Raw genomic sequence first — 21,439 nt, 5'->3', positions numbered from 1 at the left:
TTCTTTCATTGCCAAGATCGGTTCGAACTTCCGATCTCCGGATACATCCGAAAGTCAGGTGACGGTATGCGGGGAACCAAGACTATGGCGTAGCGCTTTCCCATAAAACGGCAACAAAACCGGGCTTGGGAAAGGATCATGACGATGAAAGAACTCAGCGACAGAGGACGCGCGACTCTTGAGGGCGCTGCTGCGCGACAAGGCATCGATCGCGATGCTGCCTTGATCCTCATCGATGCGGTCTCGAAAGGTGGCGGGAAGCAGGCCCATTTCAATCACCCCGCTCTCGGGGGCATGGGGCAATGGTCACGGGGCGGCATGGTGATGATCGGCGACATGTCCAACAATGATCTCAAACACCGGCTCGATACGTTATGCAATGAGATCGCAATGCTACTCGAAAATCCGTCGAGCATTGATGAGCCTCGCGCGGAGGGTCCTGGACATCAGCCCACACGAGAGCAATCAGCCCCGCCCATTTTCTTCACCGGTCCGGCCATACCTTCCAGTGCGGAGAGGACTGAACGACCTGCAGCCCACGAAAAGGTGGGATCAGGCCATGCCTTCATCCAACATGATTGAATTTTTTGAACCCGCCAAGTTTCCTGTGGCTACCGGCAAAAGAATTTCCATTTTCTATTGATCTTTTCGGCGAGCTGCGCTGCGGCGGTCCTAGAGTTTTTTGACCTCCAACCGATTTCTCTCGAAAGCTTTGACGATCAGTCAGCAGACAGCTTTCAGGCTTATTTTAAACCTGCTTTCCGTAACAGCTTTCCGACAGCCGAGTTCAGTTCACGGACAATCGAGAGCGAATCGCTGCGGGAAATCCTCGGGACAGATGGAGAAACCGCTGACCGCTGATGGCGACGCGAGGGCTTGCTTGACACGATCAAGGGTGCCGAGGACCTCTCACCAAGGCTCCACTGCCGGGCAAGATGTCTGGTGGACGATATGCCCGCATCCAGCATGAATGGTCCTTCAACGCCCCTGGGGTGATCACCTGCTACCGCAAGAGGTGTTCCATGATCCATACCGGGGATGAGAAAGGCTTCAACGAGCGGCTCTCCATCAACGTTGCTCCAGAGCCGGTGATTGGCTCCGTCGACCACATCTTCGTGAGCCGCATTGGCCTCGATCCCCAGGACAGAAAGCCATTGCTTCAGGATACGCTCGGCATTGCCTCGGACAACGGTCCTGTCATTCTCTCCCTGCCAGACCGAGATCCGCGGCCATCGGCCGACGTGTCCGGATGCGTTGCGAACCGCATCCGCCAGTTCGGCATCCGGCACGATCATCTCGCCCCGCATTAAGGCCAAAGCTTGTTGAACCGATCGGGCAGCCCCATACGGCAAACCTGCTATAATTCCGCCGGCCGCAAACATCTCGGGATAGGTGGCCAACATGGTCGATGTCATCGCGCCTCCCGCTGACAAGCCGGTGATATAGACCCGCTCTGGATCGAGATCGTGACGCTCAATGAACGTGGTGATCATCTTATGGATCGAGGCTGGCTCACCCGACCCTCGTCGGGAATCGACGGGCGAAAACCAGTTGAAGCACAGGTTTGGATTGTTCGCTCTTTTTTGCTCCGGAAACAAAAGCGCGAAGCCCTTTTCATGCGCGAGCCTGCTCCAACCCGACCCCTGATCATATGCAAAAGCAGTTTGTGTGCATCCATGCAGGACGACCACCAGCGGAGCGCCATGCTCCAAATCTTCAGGCATAAATGTCCAGCCAAGCAGGTTCCCGGGGTTCGATCCGAAGCCCTCCAGCGCCTCAAGCCTGCGTTCATGCGCTACCAGCGCATTCTTGAACGGATCGCTGCTTCCGGGGGTGCGAAGGAAAAAGGCAGAACCGGATGAAGGCATTGGGTCGCTCCGAATGGATCCGACCGACAGTGCGGCAGGCCCTGTGCTGATTGAACGCTTCACATCGGCCCCGGTTGCTGCAGCGCACAATAATTTGCGGCAGCCAAAGATTTCAGGCTCTTGCCTTCAGCATGTCATTCACCTTCGTGGTGAGCGACTGGATCGTGAATGGTTTGGTGAGAAGCTCCATGCCGGGCTCAAGGTGCCCGTTGCCGACAGCAGCGTTCTCCGCGTAGCCGGTGATGAAAAGCACATCGAGGCCGGGGACGATCTCACGCGCCGCGTCAGCGACCTGCCGACCATTCATTCCCCCGGGGAGGCCGACATCCGTGATCAGCAACTCGACGCGCGCCCCGGACTGCAGGACCTTGATTGCTGTTGCGCCGTCGGGCGCCTCGATGACGGTGTAGCCAAGCTCATCCAGAACTTCTTCAATCAACAGCCGGATCATCGGCTCATCGTCGACCACCAGCACAGTGGCGACCGCGTCAGCCGCTGCAATCGCGACCACTTCTTCTTCCTCGGGTTGATCAGCCTCACCCAGATGTCTGGGAAGGTAAATGCAGATCGTCGTGCCCTCACCGATCTCGGAATAGATCCGTACCTGGCCATGCGACTGACGTGCAAAGCCATAAATCATCGATAGACCCAGTCCAGTACCCTTGCCGATCGGTTTGGTCGTGTAAAACGGCTCAAATGCCCTTTCGATCGTTTCCGGCGTCATCCCCGTGCCGGTGTCGGTTACACAGACCGAAAGATATTGCCCGGCAGGTAGGTCACGATCGCGCGCCGCGCGATCGTCGAGCCATTTGTTGGCGGTCTCGATTGTCAGCCGCCCACCGTCAGGCATGGCATCACGCGCGTTGATGCACAGATTAAGAATCGCGCTCTCGAGTTGGGCAGCATCGATCATAGCCGGCCACAGACCTGCGGCTCCAACCACCTCAATAGCAACGGAAGGGCCAACCATGCGGCGAAGCATGTCCTCCATGCCAGCAATCAACCGGTTCACGTCTGTCGGACGTGGATCGAGCGTCTGGCGCCGTGAAAAAGCCAGAAGGCGCTGGGTGAGCGATGCAGCACGTTTGCCCGCTGTCTGAGCAGCGACGATGAACCTTTCGGTTTCCTCAAGGCGGCCCCGAGCCAGACGTGATTGCAGGAGCTCAAGATTGCCCATCAGGCCCATGAGCAGATTGTTAAAGTCATGAGCGAGACCACCGGTGAGTTGGCCTACCGCCTCCATTTTCTGCGCTTGGCGAAGCTGGCTCTCTGCGGCGGCCAGCGCACGGGTGCTCACTCTCTCTTCGGTGACATCGCGGCCTACGGCAACAATTTTGCCCTGGCCAGGTCCCGCGGCCCAGCTGATGTCGCGATGGCTGCCATCCCGCCGTCTGTACCGGTTTTCGAAACTGGCGAAAGACTGCCCTGTGGCGATCCCGGCTGCGCCCTCGATGGTATGTTCCAGATCATCGGGATGAATCAGAGAAAACAGGGGGCGCCCTATCAATTCGCTCTCCCGCCAGCCCAGCAGTGTCGTCCATGCCGGGTTGACGGCCTCAATCGTTCCATCAAATTCGGCAACCAGCATGAGATCTGTCGACATCTGCCAAAGGAGATTGCGGTCTGCGACACGCTGGGCGACCTCGATTTCCAACGAGGCCTTGTCCTGCTCAAGCTTCTGACGCGCATGCCAGCGTTCGGTGTCATCGCGAGCGACCTTGATGAAACCGCGATGCTCGGCATGCTCATCGGCGACGAGCGGATGAACAGAACCATTGAGAAATACACGCGTGCCGTCCTTTCGCAGGTGCCAGCGCTCGTCACGGGCAGATCCTTTGGCTGCAGCGATCTCGATCTCCTGACGATCGATGCCAAGCACGCGGTCCTCCGGCGTAAAAATCAGCCCCATTGGCCTCCCGATGGCCTCCACTGATTTCCAGCCCAAAACGCTTTCCGCCCCGGCCGACCAAGTCTCGATCGTCCCGGAAAGATCGGTGGTGAAGATCACGTGGTCCTTCGCTCCTTCGATCACCAGCCGCAAACGCTCCTCGCTGCGTCGTAACGCGGCATCGCTCAGAACACGCTCTGTGGTTTCATTCGTGAAAATGAAAAGCCCCGCTACCTCGCCGTCTGGTCCGAGCACCCGCGAGTAGGAAAAGGTGAACCAGGTCTCTGCCGCGCCGCGATCGGTATCGAGCTTCCAGGGAAGATCGTTGAAGCGACGGCTCCTGCCAGCGAAGGCATCTGCAATGATGGGTTTCGCCTGTTCCCAGCCATCCGCCCAGACCTGTCCGAAAGGCGCCCCCATCGCCCACGACAGACGCGGCCCCAGCAGAGGGAAATATGTTTCATTGAAAAAGAATGTGAGTTGCTCCTGCCCCCAGCACAGGATCATAGATTCAGGTGAATTGAGAACTGTGCTTAGGGTTGCCTTCAGTCCTTCGGGCCAGTGCTGAGGTGGGCCCAGCGGGTGGGTGGCCCAATCACGCGCCAGGATGAGACGCGTAGCCTCGCCTCCGCCTGCGAGAAAGCGCAGATCGGAGGGCAAGGTGGAAGGGTCACGGAACACTTCGGAGATCATACTGGTCCAACGAAAAGACAAAGCGTTGAGAGTCTAACAACCCGCAGCCTTGATCGGTCCATAAACCTCGCGCCAATGACGCTTCACACCTTCGGCTTTCGTGCCTGACGCAAAACTCGAGACAATTCCTCGACCGAATAGGGTTTATGCAGGAGAGTGAAGCCGTGGCGTGCATCCTGGGCCAGGACGTGGCTGTAACCGCTGGTGAGAACGATGGTCATCGCCGGCCAACGCTCATGGATCACGCGAGCCAGATCGACCCCGCTTTGGCCAGGCATCACCACATCGGAAAAGACGATGTCGATCGTATCGCTTTCTTCGGCAAGGATCGCCAGAGCCTCACGGGCATTGCCCGCAAAGCGCGTGACGTAACCCAGATCATGCAAGAGCTGCGAAGCGAATTCCCCGACCTGCTCATTGTCTTCGACGATCAGGATTGTCCCCTGCGAGAAATCCGTCGGTTCTTCCGCACGAGACTGACCCTCGGCAGCTGACGCCTCGACCTGCGGAAGATAGAGTTTGAAGGTCGCGCCTTCCCCCGTCTTGCTGAGCACGTCGACCTCTCCGCCCGATTGCTTGGCGAAGCCATAGACCTGGCTAAGCCCAAGCCCCGTCCCCTTGCCGACCTCCTTCGTGGTGAAGAAGGGCTCGAAAATCCTGCCCAGCTTTTCCTCGGGAATGCCGGTTCCGGAATCGGTGACGGAGACAACCACGAAACCGCCATCGACCCCGGCATGTCCGCGCAGCGCCGGAACGGCATCGACCGCCTCGACAACAATCGTCAGCTGCCCCTCACCATCCATGGCATCGCGGGCGTTGACCGCCATATTGACCAGGGCTGTCTCGAACTGGCTGGAATCCGCTTCGATGAAGCACGCGCCGCATCGAGGCACCACTTTCAGATCCACGCGCGATCCCACAACTGTGCGCAGCATGTCCGCGATGGCCCCCACACGCTCCGCTGCGTCAAACACCTCGGGCCGAAGTGCCTGACGTCGGGCAAAGGCCAGGAGCTGCCCGGTCAACTTGGCGGCTCGATCAGCGGTGTCGGAAATCGCGTCGATGTAGCGCTTGCGTTTCTCGGGGGCCAACTCGCCCCGCCGCAAAAGGTCGGCTGAAGCGCGAATGACCGTCAGCAGATTGTTGAAATCGTGAGCCACGCCGCCGGTCAATTGACCGATCGCTTCCATCTTCTGCATCTGGCGCACGCGGTCCTCGGCCTCCATCAGCTCGCGAGACCGCTCATGCACCCTGAGTTCAAGCGTCTCGTTAAGCTGCTTGAGCATGATTTCGGCTTCACGTCGGGCCGTCACATCGGCGGCCATGCCGAACCACTCGGCAATCTCGCCCGCACTGTCGAGAACCGGCACCGCGCGCGAGAACGTCCAGCCGACACTGCCATCTGCGCGCCAGAGGCGGTGTTCCAGCTCGAAAGGCCTCTTCTCCGCGACAGCCCGGCTGATCGCTTCCAGCACCTCGCCCCGGTCGTCCGGATAGAGATAGTCCTCGATCCAGCGGATGGTCGGCATGTCCGTGTTTGCGATAAATCCGCGACCGTCGAGAGCACGCATCTCGCTCCAGTCCGGGCTCATCGTGTACAGCACATCAGAGCTGGCATCGACCAGCGCGCGCAGGCGGTCTTCATTGGTGCTGAGCTGGGCATTGGCCTCGTCTCTTTCACGCTCAGCCTGCTCGACGCGAAAATTGCTCGATACATCCGTGGTCACATTCAGAAGACCGCAGACCAATCCGCTCTCGTCACGCAGGGGCGAGTAGGAAAAGCTCCACCATGTATCCTCCGCATAGCCTTTGCGGGTCATGACCAGAGGCAGGTTCTCGAAGGTCAAAGTCTCCCCGGCATAGACGCGGTCGACAAGCGGCCCGATCTCATCCCACACATCCGGCCAGGCTTCGCGAAACGGAATTCCCAGCGCGGCGGGATGGCGCTCGCCAAGCATCGGCGCGTAAGCATCGTTGTAGAAAAAGATCTTCTCCAGCCCCCAGGCAAGGCACATGGCGTGCCCGGACGCGAGCATCATGTCGATCATCGACCTCTGGCAACCCGACCAGCTCTCCATGGATCCCAGAGGCGTGTCCTCCCATGCAAAAGCAGCCGTCAACTCTTTCATGTTCAAGCCGGTGCCCATCGGTCCGTGCATCCCCCGTCATTCAAGCCATGGTCGGGCCATGTGATGCTCGTGCGCCTGCGCGGCATCCAGTCAACCCTTCACAGGTGACGATACGACGGGGCCACCAACCTGTTCCAATCCCCTTTTTCGGTTAGTCTCCGACAGGAACAAACCGCGGCAGCGCACCAGCGGTTAGCTTGGAGAAGAAGATCAACTTTGTCGAAATCCCACTCAATCAGAAATAGGCCAACGTCTCACATCCTTTGCCCGCCGGGACAGTCCGGATAACGCGTGCTGACAAGAGGTCGATTTCCGCAAGGGTGCCTTCGCCCTCATTGCAGATCAGAAAAGTTCGGCCATCGGGATGGAAGGCTCCGTCCATCGGCTTGGTGCCAACCTTAACGCTGCGCTGCCGCCCTGATCCGGTCTCGAGCAGCGTGATAACGGGTTCATGGTCCCCGATCACCAGCAGCAAGCTACCGTCCGGGCTGACACGTACGACCTGAGCGCCTCTGGTATGACCGCTCAGCCATATTGGCCGCCCCACACGCATTCCGTTCATAGCCACCGACCACAGTTGGGGACTTGTGGCAACAGTACAGAAGATCATGCTCTCATCAGGCAGAGCCGCGATCCCCGCCAGTGCCGCAGGTAGTGCTACTTTCCCTCGAAAGCTGTGATCGCCAAGACCAAGCACCGACATGCTGCCATCCTCCTCATTATCGGTGCAGATAAGGCCGCTCCGGGGGAGAATGACCAAACGGTGACTGTTGCGTGAACCGGTGGGTATCTTCCCGAGAAGTCTGCCCTCTCTCACATCGAAAACCGCGACAGCACCACTGTTCTCACACGCGACATAGAGCAGCCCTTCCGGCCCGAACCGCAAGGTATGGGGCGCCTCCAGCGGGGCGAGGTCGATATTTCGCTCAAGGCAGCGGCGTTGAAGATCAATCACCGAAATGAAGTGATTGGGATGGGCGTTGTCACCGTGCACCCCGTCTCCATAGGCCGGAACGTAAGCCCTTTCCCGATCAGGGGACAGTACCAGCTCATGCGGCAACGGCGGCATCGCCGTGATTTCCGCAACCGTTTCGAGCGTTCCCGGGTCGAGAAAGAGAAGGCGGTCGCCCTGTTTATCAACGGCCACGATGCCGCGTGGAACGAAACTCATCCAAGCCTCCGATGCTGCTGCTCAGAATGAAATTCTCCTGCGCCGAGTGCGATCCATGCATTTGAAGCAAGCTGGGTTTCGCGATCCGCGAGGGAACAAAAAGATGGCGCTGGACTGCGCCTAAGCAAGACCGTGGAACATTGGCCCATTTCCGGCGTCTAACAGCCTGATTGAACGAAAGCTCGTTCAGCTGAGGGGGAAACATTTGGAAGAGGCGATCGCTGGGCACGAGAGGGGTGATCAGGGCGGAGATCGCCTGACGTCCTGTCTCGATTGCGGTTTGCAACAACGCATCCCTCATGGCGATGAAGTGGCTTGCACGCAGTGCGGAGGGACGCTCAAAGAAGGGCGGGGACGCAGCCAGCGTGCGGCACTTGCCCTGTCGCTTGCAGTGTTGCTTCTCCTGATCCCCGGGAACTTTCAAACCTTTCTCTCGACCTCGATCCTCGGGATTTCCCGGCACAGCCATCTGGCCTCCGCAGCGCGGGTGATGGCGCAAGACAGTTGGCCTCTGTTGGCAGGCTTCATCTTTCTCTTCGCCGTACTTTTCCCGTTCGTGCGCTTTGCAGCGCTTGCGGCAGTCTTGACGATGCTCGAGCTGGGACGACAGGTTCGCTGGCTTGGGCAACTCTTTCGGGTTGCGACCGAGCTTCAGACCTGGGCGATGCCCGACGTGTTCCTTCTGGGCCTTGCTATCGCCTATGCGCGGCTCAATTCATCCATCACCACGCATATCGGGATCGGAGCGCTTTGCTTCATCGCTGCGGGCATCCTGTCGCTTTTCCTGCGCGCCGTTCTTGATGAGCAGGGCATATGGCAACGCATCTACCCCGACCCGCTGGTTCCGCCATCGCCCGATGACATCACCTGCTACACCTGCGAACTGGTGCTGCCACGAGACTGCGAACGGCAACATTGCCCGCGTTGCGGATCATGGGTCACGCGCCGCCTCGCGGAAAGCATCAGCCGCACGGTTGCTCTGACCCTGGCCGGTCTCCTGCTCTACATTCCGGCCAACCTCTACCCTCTCGCCACGCTGCCAATTGGTGGCAAACCCATGCAATATACGGTGTTTCAGGGCGTGATCGATCTGGTTGACGCCAAACTGTGGGCACTCGCCGCCATCGTCTTCATTGCCAGTTTCCTGATCCCCGCGCTGAAGCTGGCAGGATTGAGCTGGTGCGTCGCCTCGGTCCTGCGCCGCTCGAACAAGCGACTGGTCGCCAAGACCCGGGTCTATCGCATCGTGGACGAAATCGGCCGTTGGTCGATGGTCGATCCTTTCGTGATCGGCTGCTTCGCTCCGGTCATGGGCTATAACGCGTTGATCTACGGGCGTGCGGGGCCTGCTGCCTTGCCCTTCACGCTGGTGGTTGTCCTCACGATCATCGGAGCCAAATGTTTCGACCCACGCCTGATGTGGGATGCCGCCCGCCACACCCCGGAGACCAAGACTTGAGCGACGACCAGGACACCCCCGCCATACCGACTGCCCGTGTCATCAGAAGGCGCTGGCCGGGCCTGGTCTGGGCGGTGCCTGTCGCCGCGCTTCTGGTGGTTGCCTATCTTGGGTTGAGCGCTTTGGCCAATCGGGGCACCGACGTTACGGTTATCTTTGCAAGCGCCAACGGGGTTAGCCCCGGGGACACCAAGGTGCTGGACAATGGTGTCGAGGTTGGGAGGGTATCAGCGGTCCGCATCGCGCCTGACAATCGCCATGTCGAACTGACGCTTCATCTCGATCACCGTGTCAAACCCGCCCTGACCGATCAGGCTCGTTTCTGGATGATCGGCGCGAACCCGAATATCGCCGATCTGCAATCGGTCAAGGCCGCCATAGCCGGCGTTGCCATCGGGATGGAACCGGGCAGCGCGGGCAGACCGGCGCGCCACTTCACCGGTCTCGATCAGGCGCCCGTTATTCCCTTTGGTGCGAGGGGAAAGAATTTTGTGCTGATGTCACGCATGCTGGGCACACTCGTGCGCGGCGCCTCGATCCGGTATCGCGGGCTGGAGATCGGCAAAGTCACCGACACAACGATGGACGGCACGGACCGGTTCCGCATCGCCATCTGGATCCACGCGCCGTTCGACCGCCTGATCCGCGAGGGCTCCGAGTTCTGGACAGCCAGCCCGTTAAAAGTGAAGCTGGGCGGTGGCGGCCTGTCGACGGAGCTGGCCCCAGCCAGCCTGCTTCAGGGCGCGATCCAGTTTGACCTGCCCGACGAAGACCGTGACAATCCGCCGCTTGCCGCGGGAACCATGCTCACGCTGTTCGACGATCAGGGCACGGCCCAGCAAGGCGATCCGGGGCCCGAAATGCCCTATGCCCTCATTCTTCATGGCGACGCGGGTGATATGGCCAAGGGAACTCCGGTCACCTTGATGGGGTATCAGGTGGGTGAGGTCGGATCCTCACGCCTCCTCTTCGATCCGCAAGGCGGTCCCTTCACCCTGGCGACCATTCAGCTTTACGCCCATAAGTTCGGCATTACGCCGCCTGCGAACGCCCATCCCCAGGATTGGCGAAGCGCCATGGACGCCGCTGTTTCGCGTCTGCTACACTTGGGTTATCGCGCGAAACTGACGCAGACCCCGCCGTTGGTGGGCGCGCATGGCATCGCCATCGTCCGCGATCCCCGCTCGGGCGCCGGCACACTTGATTTCGGGCATTGGCCATATCCCGCCGTGCCCGTCAGCGACCAGAACGGCAGCACCACAGATGACATCATGACGAAGGTCGACCAGATCGTCACCAAGATCAATCGCATGCCGCTCGACCAGATCGGACACAATGTGCAGGCGCTCACCGCCAATGTCCGTGACATCACCACGCAGGTGAAACCAAAGGTGGGACCGCTGATGGATAAGCTGAACGCCACGGCGTCCGGGCTGGATGCTGCAGCCGCTGCAGCGCGCACGACCTTCACCGGCGAAGGCGCGAACCAGGGCGAAGGTTTGCCCGAAACCATCCGTCAGCTCAACGAAATGTCGCGGTCCATCCGGTCTCTCACGGACTATCTGGGCCGGCATCCCGAGGCCCTTATCCGCGGCAAGAGCAAGGACGGCCACAGAAACAGGGAGACCGCGAAATGAATAGGCATGCTATCACACTGGTCATCACCATGGCCGGCCTGTTCATGTTGGGCGGTTGCGGCCATAGCCCACAAACCCACCTTCTCGCGCTGGATCTGGCCCCGCCTGCCATGAGACCAGACCCTGCCTATGCCGGGCCGCCGCTCAGGGTAACGGCGGTCCACATTCCCGCTTCGATTGACCGCCTGGAATTTGCCCTGGCGACCTCACCGACCGAACTCCAGCTTCAGGATCAATATCATTGGTCGGCCTCTCTCGGTTCACTGGCCCGGGATGCCCTGCTTCGCGACCTGATCGCACGCCTTCCCTCCGCGATGGTGCTGCCACCCGATAGTCCTGCCACCAAGGGCGTAAGACGCGTCGATGTGACGCTGCTGGACTTGACCACCGCTTCAGCCGACACCACGATGGAAGTACTCATCACCATGGGCACGGACGGGGAAGCAGGTGTCATCCGCCGTCAGGCACACTTCACCCGCCGCCATGCTGAGAACCAGAGCCCGTCGCAATCGGCAGCAGACTATTCTTCGATGCTCGGCGAGGTCGCGGATACGATCGTATCGATGGGGGCACCACCGGTGCGATCAAGCGAATAGGCGCTCTGGAGTAACTAGGTTTCGCCTCATCGCAACAGCGTGGCGCGGGGCGGAACAAAGAAATCCGGTCGACGTGTCGTCCTCCAGTTACCCCACACCTCAAGGGTTTCCCACCGCTGATGACATTCGTCAGGGCGCGAACCCGCTTGATCGACTGGAGAAGGCCCATGCTCAAGGCACTCGCTCTCAATTGCACTCTCAAGCCCGATCCTCAGCAGGCTTCGTCCACGCACGCGATGATAGGGGTTCTCAGCCTTGCGTTCGCAGAGAAAGACGTCGTGCTGACAGAAACCGTGAGGGTCGCCGCGCTGGAAATTCGTCCGGGGGTCAGTTCGGATGAGGGTGACGGCGACGACTGGCCTGCCCTGCGCGACAAAATCCTGGCTCATGACATCGTCATTTTCGGAAGTCCCATCTGGCTGGGCCAGATCAGTAGCGTTGCCAAACGGGTCCTCGAACGCATGGATGCGTTCCTGGGCGAAACCGATGAAAAGGGCCGTATGCCAAGCTATGGCAAGGTGGCCGTCGCTGCTATCGTCGGGAACGAAGACGGCGCTCATTTCAGCTCCGCTCAATTCTTTCAGGCTCTTAATGATGTGGGCTGGACGATCCCGGCTGTCGCTGTCTGCTATTGGGTCGGAGAGGCTATGGGATCGCAGGATTTCAAGGACCTTCCTCACACGCCTGAGGTCATCACCAAAACCGCCAGGATGCTCGCCGGAAATGCGGCACATCTGGCGGGACTTCTGAAGGCGAACCCCTACCCCGGTTAGCGCTTGCACTTTCGCGGCGCGGAACAGGCCCGCTCCACCACACTTTCCTCTGCGGAGGTGTATCATGGCCGCACGCGCATATTGGCAAGGACAGATCCGGCTGGCGCTGGTGTCGATCCCGGTGGAGGTGTATCCTGCCACGCGCTCGGGCGCGGCCATCAGCTTCCACCAGATCCATGAGCCCAGCGGCAAAAGAGTGCGCTACGAGAAGGTCGTGCCCGGTCTGGGCCCGGTGGACCGCGACGAGATCCTCAAAGGCTATGAGGTCGAAAAGGGCGAGTACGTGCTGCTCGACGAGGAAGAGATCGAGGCGGTCAAAATCGAGAGCCGCAAGACGCTGGAACTGGTGCAGTTTGTCGAGAACGGCGCGGTCGATGTGCTCTATTACGAGAAGCCCTATTTCATCCTGCCCGCCGACGATCTGGCGCAGGAGGCCTATGTCGTGCTGCGCGAGGCGCTGCGGCAAACCGGCAAGGCCGGATTGGGCCAGCTTTCGGTGCGCGGGCGCGAGCAGCTTGTCTCGGTACGGCCCTGCGGCAAGGGCCTCATCATGGAGGTGCTGCGCTATGCCGATGAGGTGGCCAAGGTGGCCAGCCAGTTCAAAGACCTGCCTACCGGCGATCCCAGCGAGGATCTGATAGAACTGGCCACCACGCTGATCGAGAAGAAGACCCATCCCTTCAAGCCCGAGGCCTTCCGAGACCATTACATCGATGCGCTTCACCGCCTGATCGAGAAGAAGCGCAAGGCCAAGGGCGGCAAACGCATTCTGGAGGATGTGGAGGAACCGGGCGGCGCCAAGGGCGGCAATGTCATCGATCTGATGGCGGCGTTGAAGAAGTCGGTAGGTGGCGGGGAGAAGGCACCCCCGAAAAAGCCGACTGCGAGCAAGCCGCGCAAGGCAGCGCTAAAGCGCAAGCGTGCCTGACATGGCGGGCGCCGATCCGCTCAAACCCTATCGTGCCAAGCGCGATTTCTCCCGCACCAGCGAGCCTGCCGGCGATGAGGCCTTGGCGCGGGCCGCGGATGGCAAGGGCCCAATTTTCGTGGTGCAGAAGCATGATGCCACGCGCCTGCATTGGGATTTCCGGCTGGAGGTCGATGGTGTGCTCAAAAGCTGGGCTGTCACGCGCGGCCCCAGCGTCGATCCCGCCGACAAGCGCCTTGCCGTGCGGACGGAAGATCACCCGATGTCCTATGCCCATTTCGAGGGTAACATCCCCAAAGGCGAATATGGCGGCGGCACGGTGATGCTGTGGGATCAGGGACACTGGGCGCCGGTGGAGGGCAAGAGCGCCAAGGATATCGAAGCGGGCCACCTCCATTTCCACCTCTTCGGCGAGCGGATGAACGGCGAATGGCTGCTGGTCCGCATGAAGCCGCGCGGGAAAGAGAAGCGCGAGAACTGGCTGCTGCGCAAGGTGCAGGATGCCCATGCCGGGCAAGGCGACATGCTGGTCGAGCGCAACCTCATCAGCGTGCTAACCGCGCGCAGTATGGCCCAGATCGCAGCGGATACGGGGGGCACGCAATCGCTGGCGGGCAAGAAGGGCAAGGCTTTCGCGCAGGTGATGCAGCAGGCCGAAACCCATAACCGCAAGAAGGCCAAAGCGCCTACATTGCACAAGGTGTTAGGCCCGCCCGTTTTCGAGCCGGTACAACTGGCCACGCTGGTCGATAGCGTGCCGACCTCCAACGCCTGGATGCATGAGATCAAATTCGACGGCTATCGCATTCTTGCCGCCGTTGCCGGGCAGACGGTGCGGCTGTTCACCCGCTCGGGCCTCGACTGGACGGAGAAGTTTCCGGCCATCGCTCAAGCGTTGACGGGGCTCGACCTGCCCGATGCGCTGATCGATGGCGAGATCGTCGCGCTGGACGGCAACGGGAACCCCAACTTCTCCGCCCTGCAGGCATCGTTGAAAGGCGATGGGCAGGCCCCCATGGCCTTCTTCACCTTCGACCTGCTGCGCCTTGCGGGGCAAGATCTCAAACCCCTGCCCAACATCGAGCGCAAGGAACGGCTGGAGGCCTTGCTCGCCGACGCCCAGCCGCCCCTCCATGTCGCCGACCATGTGATCGGCTCAGGCGAGGCGCTGCTGACCGCCATGTGCCGGGCGGGACAGGAAGGCATCATCGCCAAGCGCATAGACGCCCCCTATCGCGGGACACGCGGCCGTGACTGGCTGAAGATCAAATGCACGCTGCGGCAGGAGTTCGTCATCCTCGGCTGGACGGAGAGCCCCGCCAAGGGCCGGCCCTTCGGCGCCCTCCTGCTGGGCCAGTGGGAAGGCGAGACGCTGACCTACAAGGGTAAGGTCGGCACCGGCTTCGACACCAGCCTGCTGGCCGATCTGGCACGCACCATGAAGCCCCTCGCCCGCAAGACAGCGGCAGCAGAGGTCCCCCGTGCCGAGACGCGCGGCGCCCATTGGCTCCGCCCCGCACTGGTGGCCGAAGTCAGTTTTGCCCAGTTCACCGCCGAGGGGCGTGTGCGCCATGCCAGCTTCGTGGGGCTGCGTCAGGACAAGAAGGCCAGCGATGTCAAACCCGAAACCAGCCAGCCCGCACCCGAACCCCCTATCATCGCCATCACTCACCCGGACCGCGTGCTGTTCCCCGAAAGCGGGCAGACCAAGGGCGATCTGGCATCCTATTATCAGGCCATCGCTCCGCTGATGCTGCCTTTTGCCGCTAATCGTCCCTTGAGCCTGGTGCGTTGCCCGCAGGGCCGGGCCAAGCAATGCTTCTTCCAGAAGCACGACAGCGGCTCCTTTGGAGAGCATGTCTTCCATGTGCCGATCACCGAAAAGGACGGCGGTGCCGAGGACTATCTCTACCTCACCGAGGCACAGGGCCTGCTGGCTTGCGTGCAGATGGGCACCATCGAATTCCACGGCTGGGCCTCCACCGCGCAGGATGTCGAACAGCCCGACCGCATGATCTTCGACCTCGACCCGGATGAGGGGCTGGATTTCGCGCAAGTCAAGAAGGCCGCAAATGACATTCGCCGCCAGCTGGCGGATCTGGGGCTGGTCAGCTTTCCGCTGCTCTCGGGCGGCAAGGGGGTGCATGTCACCGTCCCCCTGCGTCCCGTCCATGACTGGGACGCTCACAAGGACTTCGCCAAACGCTTCGCCGAAGCCATGGCGCTCAGCGAACCCGCCCGCTTTACCGCCACCATGAGCAAGGCCAAGCGCAAGGGCCGAATCTTTATCGACTGGCTGCGCAACCAGCGCGGCAGCACCGCGGTCATGCCATATTCCGCCCGCGCCAGAGAAGGTGCCCCTGTAGCCGTGCCCATCGATTGGGACGAGCTGGACGGCATGGACCATGCCCATCCCTTCTCCATCGCCGATGCCGCAGCGCTGATCGAGCGCGCGCAAGGCAAGGCGCTCAAAGGCTGGGGCTTTGCCGACCAGCCCCTGCCAGAGGTGTAGAACTGGCGATGGAGGACTGGCTCCACACGATCCTCGGCCCCGATCAGGCCCCGGCCTCCACCGCTCACCTGTGCGCCCGGGCTGTCGTGCTGTTCCTTTATGGGCTGCTCTGTATGCGGATTGCCGGGCGGCGCAGCTTTTCCAGCCTCAGCCCTTTCGACATCTTCATCGCCATCATCGTGGGTTCGAACATCAGCCGGGTGATGACTGGCGGCGTGCCTTTCATCCCTTGTCTGGCGGCCACGATGGTGGTGGTGGTGATGCACCGTCTGATGGCCATGGCCACGATGCGTTCCAACTGGCTGGCCCTGTTCGTCAAGGGCCGAGCCGATGTGCTGGCACGCGATGGGCATGTCGATCAGGCGATGATGCGGCGACATGACGTCAGCCCGGAGGACCTCGCTGAAGCCCTGCGCATGCAAGGGATAGATGATGTCAAAAAGGCGAGGCTGGTGACCTTCGAACGTGGTGGCAAGATAACCGCGATTCCCAGGAGCCCAGCCTCCTAAACGTCAACAGGTTTGCTCTCGCAAGATCCGCCCTAGCAATTGCCATCAGGAAGCGGCCTCGCGCATTCACATTTTGATCACTGCAAATCCTCTATGAGGATGTACCGTCGGGTGCTTTGGGTTCCGGAGCATCGGAAGGCACTGTCGTATCTGACGCGTCGGTCGCCGGCGCCGGTTTGGGACCGCCCAGCGACAAGATCAGCCTCAGCCCAACCACCACCGCATCGGGCGCATGAGCCGCCGCAGCGGGATGCCGCAGATATTGCAGGTCCGGCTGCAGGGCCAGCAATTCACCCAACTTGAACTGGTATGTCGTTTCGAACGACGTTTCATGCCGGGGGAGCCCTGACAAACGTACCGCCACAGGGGCGATGGAGGCACATGCTACGGCCAGTCCCAGTCGATCGTCCTTCCGTCCGGGAAACACCCCTTTCCCCGTGATGCCGGCGCCCCAATAGCCATCGACCTGCTGCACCGAGCCCGCAGCCTGGCCATAACGCAACCAGCCGCCCCATTTGGTCGAGCCGGGAAAGGCGGTTTCTGCCTCTACATACCACCCGCGGTCATGCCGCTGGTCATTGCCGTCAAGTGTCGGCCTCAGATGACTGTAGCCCCAGGCACCTGCCGCCACCCTGCCCTTTTCGGACCATCGATAATCAACCTGACCGATGACCAGAATTCCGTCCCGGGGCGCCAGCCGTGCAACAACAAATTCATCGGGTCGCGACGGATTACCCGGCACCCCATCGAGTACCGCGATGCGCGCGGTCCACTGCTTGCTGGGGGTCCAGCTGGCTCTGATGCCAAGCGAAGACACCGGATAGATCGAAGGGCCATTCAACCCGCTTCGGGCCAGATCTGCCCCTATACCCTGTGAAGAATTAACCAGCCAGTTGGCCGATACGATCGAGTCGAAATCAGCATTAACGTCGAGCAGACCGGCTCTCAGGGCCACATTGCGCTCTTCCGAGCCAAACCTTTGCTCGATCCAGAATTCAAACAATCTGGTCATCGGCTGAGCATCGATTGCGTCCGCAGTCTGAATGTCCTGGGTCCGCTCGCTCAGGCTGCTCCCGGAAAGGTTGAAGATCTGGGCATGAACTGCAAGGCCCGGAAGCCCCGCACGGTCCAGAGCAAGAGTTGCCGCGAGTTGAGCCCGGTTGAGGACCACCTCTCCTGCATCCCTGCGGCTACTCTTGGCTACGAGCCACCCATCCAAAGTGTCTCGGAAGCTCATCGTGAGGATGGGGGGCGTATCTTCGGCAAGGCACCTATCCGGAAGGAGGCTCACGGCACCAACCGCCAAAGCATGCAGCACGGCCAGATGCACCTTGAACCCTCGCAGGGCTTTCGAAGGAAAAACCGCGGTCAGCAACGTTCCCACTCAGCTCGGAAGGACGAGCATCGAGATGGCCGCCACCCCCATGGCAACTGTCGTGATCCACCCGAAAATCCAGAGTGATATGGAGGCGGTGTATTTTCCCATTACCTCTCGGCTGCTCACCACAAGCATAAGAGCCACAAGCACAGGAACTGCAACAATTCCGTTGATCACCGCAGACCAGAAAAGCGCTTTCATCGGGCTGATCGGAGACCAGTCAATGGCAACGCCCAGGATCATCCCCAGCGCGATGACAGCGTAAAATACGCGAGCCCGCTGTGGTTTATCTTGCAGACTGGCTGCCCACCCGCCCACCTCGCAAACAGCATATCCGGACGAACCCGCCAGCACCGGCACAGCCAGAAAGCCCGTGCCGATGATCCCGAGTGTGAAGATCGCAAAGGCAAGGGGACCGGCCACCGGCTGCAACGCTTTGGCTGCATCGGCCGCACTTTGAATATCGGTCTTCCCTGCAGCATGCAAAGTTGCAGCCGTCCCCAGAATGATAGCCAGAGCAACAATGTTCGAAACCGCCATACCGGTGAACGTATCGATCCGAATGCGGTTGAAAGCGTCCTCGGCCTGATGCTCGGCGCGCTGGAGGGGTTTGCGCTCTTCGACCTGATCGATCTCCTCGACCTCTTGAGCCGCTTGCCAGAAAAAGAGGAAGGGGCTGATCGTCGTTCCCAGGATCGCAACCACAGTGGTTACCTCCTGACGTCCATCGAGGTGCGGCAGGACAAGATCATGCAAAGCTTGCGACCAGTCGACCTTCACCATCAGGACGAGAGCCACATAGGCCAACAGGACGAGCGTCATCCATTTCAGGAGTGCAGCATAACGGTCATAGGGCACAAACATCTGTAGCAGGAGCGAAGCCAGGGCAAAAATGATGGTGAAGACATGCTGCCCGCGCCGGACCGTCATACCGGCCGCTTCTCCCATCGCCGCCAGATCGGCGCCGATATTGATTGTATTGGCGACGAAGAGCAATGCCACCAGGATAGCCATCAGCCAGTGAGGCATGATGGCCTTCAGGCTATGGCCCAACCCTTTCCCTGTTACGCGTCCGACGCGTGCGCTTGCGAGTTGGGTGGCGACCATCAACGGGTAGGCAAACAGCATTGTCCAGAGCAGGCTCGTCCCGAACTGCGCCCCAGCCTGGGAATAGGTTGCTATTCCGCTGGGATCATCATCCGCCGCTCCGGTTACAAGCCCTGGCCCCATTCGCTTGATCTGATCAAGAAGGCTCATCGTGCAGCCTCCTTCGATACCTTCCGCTTGTCGGCGAAATCGTGGCTTCCCCGCCTCATCCCACCCTCCTGAATGTGCCAGTCAGGTGAGAAAGCGTCGTGCCTCCCTTTGGGTTCTCCAAATGAGACCCACAGAATTTTTATTCCGGAAATAGCAGTGCGCCACTAATCCAGATTAATAATGGAGCACACACCGCAAGCCTTCATCAAGGGCACGCTTCAGCGTGCATTAGAAACCAGCGGCACCAAAGGCAGAGCAAGCCGGGCAGCGGCTCCCCTAAAAAATCTATTAGCGGATGATCGAGGGAGCTGCTCGTAGGAGCGGTTCAACGACCACAAAACGCATCATAGGCTTCCTGCGCTATGTCCGAGGCGACCTGAGCCAGCAGTCTGAAGTCGGGCTCCTCGCCCTGTTGCCGCACTTCTTCCACACCTTCTCGCAGGGCTCGGAGATAGGCCTTCTGGGCGACGGAACGCCCTACCTCGTCATCACCAATGATCTGCATGGGAGGAAAGGGAGTGCCCTCCATCTCAGACTCGAAGTCGTCATGCATAGCGAGGCTCGGCAATGGAAGGACGGTTGGTAGACTGTTGCTGTCATCCACCGCCCAGGCAAGCCGATCCTGATGACATGTTTTTTCCCAGCGACGAATAGACAGCGCCGCGCCATCGTGCCTTCCAGAAACAGGCGCCAATCATTGGTGCGTTCTGCGTATGAGAGACCAATCGTAGCCGAGCTCTCTAACCCTCTCTTCGAGAAAACCAAGAACCTCGTTGGACGGACGAACGACCCTGGTCAGCACCCAAAGATAACGACCGGTTGGCTCTCCTACGATGGACCAGTCATAATCGTCCCCATGATCGAGAACCCAATAATCCCCGAAAAAGGGACCAAAGAAGGAGACCTTCAATTTGGCGCCGGTGTCCGGGTCCACGACCTTTCCAGTACCGACACTCTCCTTCCAACGCCCGCTCTCCCCCGCTGTGCGGCCTCGGTTTGTGACCTCGACCGAACCATCCTCACGGAGCGAATAATGGGCGGTCACCTCGTCCATCCCACGCTCGAATGACGCCTCGTAGCGAAATTGTTCGTACCACCTGCCCATGTAACGATAGAGTTCGACATCCTTTGCCGGCGCAGGAACGGCCTTGTTCCCGACCGGTCCGCGCAAGGCCTTGGCAGCAAGCGTTCCAACCACCACCGATACTCCCACCAGCCCGGCTGCAATCGTGAGTTTGCGCATGACACCTCCTGGGTTTTGACTTTTGGGGATACGGCTCGCTGACACCAAAGTTTCGCAAAGTCCTGATGGACATGCCATTCGCGCGGTGTCCAGCACGGTCATTTCCAGACAATCATGGCCACTCTCATCTGGAACTGTCCAGCCGATGTTGGTGGTATCCCATGAATATCTCGCATTAGAGATGCCCATTGGAACTTGGCCTGCTTCGGCGAATTGCCGACCATAAGGGCAGCAAGAAAAATGCCTGGCCCTCTTCCCCCTCCCTCAAAGGATAACGCAGTATGCAGCCACTGCCTTTCAGCCCCGACGTCGAGGTGGTCGAGCTTGACGAGCCCCAGACCCAGGCCGAGTTGATCGAAGCATTTCGGAAGATAAGCGAGACAACCCACCAGGACACCGGACACGGTTTCCGCGCCGTCCATGCCAAGAGCCATGCCCTCCTCTCTGGCCAGTTGCGCGTCCTCGCCGCCCTCCCCCCCGAATTTGCCCAAGGTATTTTTGCAACCGAACGCGACTATGACGTCCTGTTGCGTATTTCGACGAATGCAGGCGATGTACTGCCTGACACTATTTCGCTGCAACGCGGGTTTGCTATCAAAGTGCTGGATGTCGATGGCGAGCGACTGCCGGGCAGTCAGGACGCCAGGACTCAGGACTTCCTGATGGCCAATGGTGCTGCCTTCCCATCAGCCGGGCCAAAGCCCTTTCTCCAAAGTCTCAAGCTGCTGGCTGCTACGACAGACAAGCTTGTGACGATGAAGGAGGTGATCTCGGCTGCTTTTCGCACAATTGAGAAGGGCATAGAGGCGCTGGGAGGCGAAAGCGCGCTTTTGTTGGCGTTGGGCGGTAAAGCCAACACCAATCCGCTGGGTGAGCGATTTTTCAGTCAGGCACCGATTCGCTATGGCGCCTATATGGCCAAGATTGCTCTTCGTCCGCGATCCGAGAACTTCAAGGCCCTCGAAGGCAAGGATCTCGACATTGCAGGACGGGAGAATGCTCTCCGGGAGGAAATTGGCAATGTTCTCGTAAGCCAAGGCGGCCAATGGGAATTATGCGTCCAGCTTTGCCGGGACCTCACCGCCAATCCGATCGAGGATGCTTCGGTGCCCTGGCCCGAGGATGACAATCCATACGTCCCGGTCGCTGTGATCTCGGTGGGGCCCCAACCCGCATGGACACTGGCCCGAGCAGCGGTGCTCGATGACGAAACCTCCTTCAGCCCATGGCACGGGATCACCGACCATCGGCCTCTCGGCGGGATAATGCGCATGCGCAAACCCGCGTACGAAGCCTCTGCCCAAATGCGTGGGCAATTCAATGGTTGTCCAATGCATGAACCTCTCAGGGTTAATCTCCCCGGGTAAAAGGTTTGACGTGCTCTTCATGTACGATGCC

17 protein-coding genes are annotated in these 21,439 nt (G+C 60.2%); 9 read left to right on the top strand and 8 right to left on the bottom strand.

The features are described 5' to 3' along the window. Positions 1-144: 144 nt before the first annotated feature. A complete protein-coding gene (locus HGK27_RS07595; RefSeq protein ID WP_206239979.1) occupies positions 145-582 on the top strand; it encodes a hypothetical protein in 438 nt (145 codons plus the stop codon). A gap of 161 nt (positions 583-743) precedes the next feature. Here the strand turns inward: HGK27_RS07595 and HGK27_RS07590 are convergent, their stop codons facing one another. The 4 genes from HGK27_RS07590 to HGK27_RS07575 all read right to left on the bottom strand — a co-directional run bounded on the left by HGK27_RS07590 (position 744) and on the right by HGK27_RS07575 (position 7,749). Next, entirely contained in the window at positions 744-1,868 is a 1,125-nt protein-coding gene (locus tag HGK27_RS07590) for an extracellular catalytic domain type 1 short-chain-length polyhydroxyalkanoate depolymerase (protein ID WP_206239978.1), read from the bottom strand. Between the two features lie 112 nt (positions 1,869-1,980). Beyond that, on the bottom strand, positions 1,981-4,449 hold the full coding sequence (locus HGK27_RS07585; RefSeq protein WP_206239977.1) for a hybrid sensor histidine kinase/response regulator: 2,469 nt from the start codon (positions 4,447-4,449) through the stop codon (positions 1,981-1,983). Positions 4,450-4,532: 83 nt separating this feature from the next. Then, on the bottom strand, positions 4,533-6,488 hold the full coding sequence (locus tag HGK27_RS07580; protein WP_206239976.1) for a hybrid sensor histidine kinase/response regulator: 1,956 nt from the start codon (positions 6,486-6,488) through the stop codon (positions 4,533-4,535). 325 nt (positions 6,489-6,813) lie between these two features. Then, entirely contained in the window at positions 6,814-7,749 is a 936-nt protein-coding gene (locus tag HGK27_RS07575) for a YncE family protein (RefSeq protein ID WP_206239975.1), read from the bottom strand. A 205-nt stretch (positions 7,750-7,954) separates the two neighbouring features. Here HGK27_RS07575 and HGK27_RS07570 point away from each other — a divergent pair, with 205 nt between their 5' ends. From HGK27_RS07570 to HGK27_RS07540, 7 genes are all read left to right on the top strand, one after another. Continuing rightward, entirely contained in the window at positions 7,955-9,208 is a 1,254-nt protein-coding gene (locus HGK27_RS07570) for a paraquat-inducible protein A (RefSeq protein WP_206239974.1), read from the top strand. Then, entirely contained in the window at positions 9,205-10,845 is a 1,641-nt protein-coding gene (locus HGK27_RS07565) for a PqiB family protein (RefSeq protein WP_206239973.1), read from the top strand. Before HGK27_RS07570 ends, HGK27_RS07565 begins: the two co-directional genes overlap by 4 nt. Then, a complete protein-coding gene (locus tag HGK27_RS07560; RefSeq protein ID WP_206239972.1) occupies positions 10,842-11,441 on the top strand; it encodes a PqiC family protein in 600 nt (199 codons plus the stop codon). Before HGK27_RS07565 ends, HGK27_RS07560 begins: the two co-directional genes overlap by 4 nt. Positions 11,442-11,608: 167 nt before the next feature. Continuing rightward, positions 11,609-12,214, top strand: a complete 606-nt coding sequence (locus HGK27_RS07555) for a flavodoxin family protein (RefSeq protein ID WP_206239971.1) — start codon at positions 11,609-11,611, stop codon at positions 12,212-12,214. A 64-nt stretch (positions 12,215-12,278) separates the two neighbouring features. Continuing rightward, the gene (gene ku / locus HGK27_RS07550) at positions 12,279-13,142 is read left to right on the top strand and encodes a non-homologous end joining protein Ku (protein WP_206239970.1); all 864 of its coding nucleotides are present in this window, start codon (positions 12,279-12,281) and stop codon (positions 13,140-13,142) included. 1 nt (position 13,143) lies between these two features. Next, positions 13,144-15,654, top strand: coding sequence for a DNA ligase D (ligD, locus tag HGK27_RS07545; protein WP_206242927.1), 2,511 nt, complete (start codon positions 13,144-13,146; stop codon positions 15,652-15,654). A gap of 8 nt (positions 15,655-15,662) precedes the next feature. Further along, entirely contained in the window at positions 15,663-16,163 is a 501-nt protein-coding gene (locus tag HGK27_RS07540; RefSeq protein WP_206239969.1) for a DUF421 domain-containing protein, read from the top strand. A 91-nt stretch (positions 16,164-16,254) separates the two neighbouring features. On the opposite strand, the gene HGK27_RS07535 is transcribed toward HGK27_RS07540, so the two are convergent. The 4 genes from HGK27_RS07535 to HGK27_RS07520 all read right to left on the bottom strand — a co-directional run bounded on the left by HGK27_RS07535 (position 16,255) and on the right by HGK27_RS07520 (position 20,041). Further along, entirely contained in the window at positions 16,255-17,538 is a 1,284-nt protein-coding gene (locus tag HGK27_RS07535) for a carbohydrate porin (protein WP_206239968.1), read from the bottom strand. Between the two features lie 9 nt (positions 17,539-17,547). Continuing rightward, the gene (locus tag HGK27_RS07530) at positions 17,548-18,798 is read right to left on the bottom strand and encodes an NRAMP family divalent metal transporter (RefSeq protein WP_206239967.1); all 1,251 of its coding nucleotides are present in this window, start codon (positions 18,796-18,798) and stop codon (positions 17,548-17,550) included. A gap of 325 nt (positions 18,799-19,123) precedes the next feature. Further along, positions 19,124-19,492: a hypothetical protein gene (locus HGK27_RS07525; protein WP_206239966.1), complete on the bottom strand. Its 369-nt coding sequence runs from the start codon at positions 19,490-19,492 to the stop codon at positions 19,124-19,126. Further along, complete coding sequence (locus HGK27_RS07520) at positions 19,493-20,041, bottom strand: lipocalin family protein (RefSeq protein ID WP_206239965.1); 549 nt, start codon at positions 20,039-20,041, stop codon at positions 19,493-19,495. Positions 20,042-20,322: 281 nt separating this feature from the next. Between HGK27_RS07520 and HGK27_RS07515 the strand changes: the two genes are divergently transcribed. Then, entirely contained in the window at positions 20,323-21,408 is a 1,086-nt protein-coding gene (locus HGK27_RS07515) for a catalase family protein (RefSeq protein WP_206239964.1), read from the top strand. Positions 21,409-21,439: the final 31 nt, after the last annotated feature.

Origin of the sequence: Novosphingobium terrae, from assembly GCF_017163935.1 — a bacterium.
In the GTDB taxonomy this organism is placed as follows: Bacteria; Pseudomonadota; Alphaproteobacteria; order Sphingomonadales; family Sphingomonadaceae; genus Novosphingobium; species Novosphingobium terrae.
Note: the sequence above shows the minus strand (reverse complement) of the source record. Positions and strands in the feature narration are given on the sequence as shown.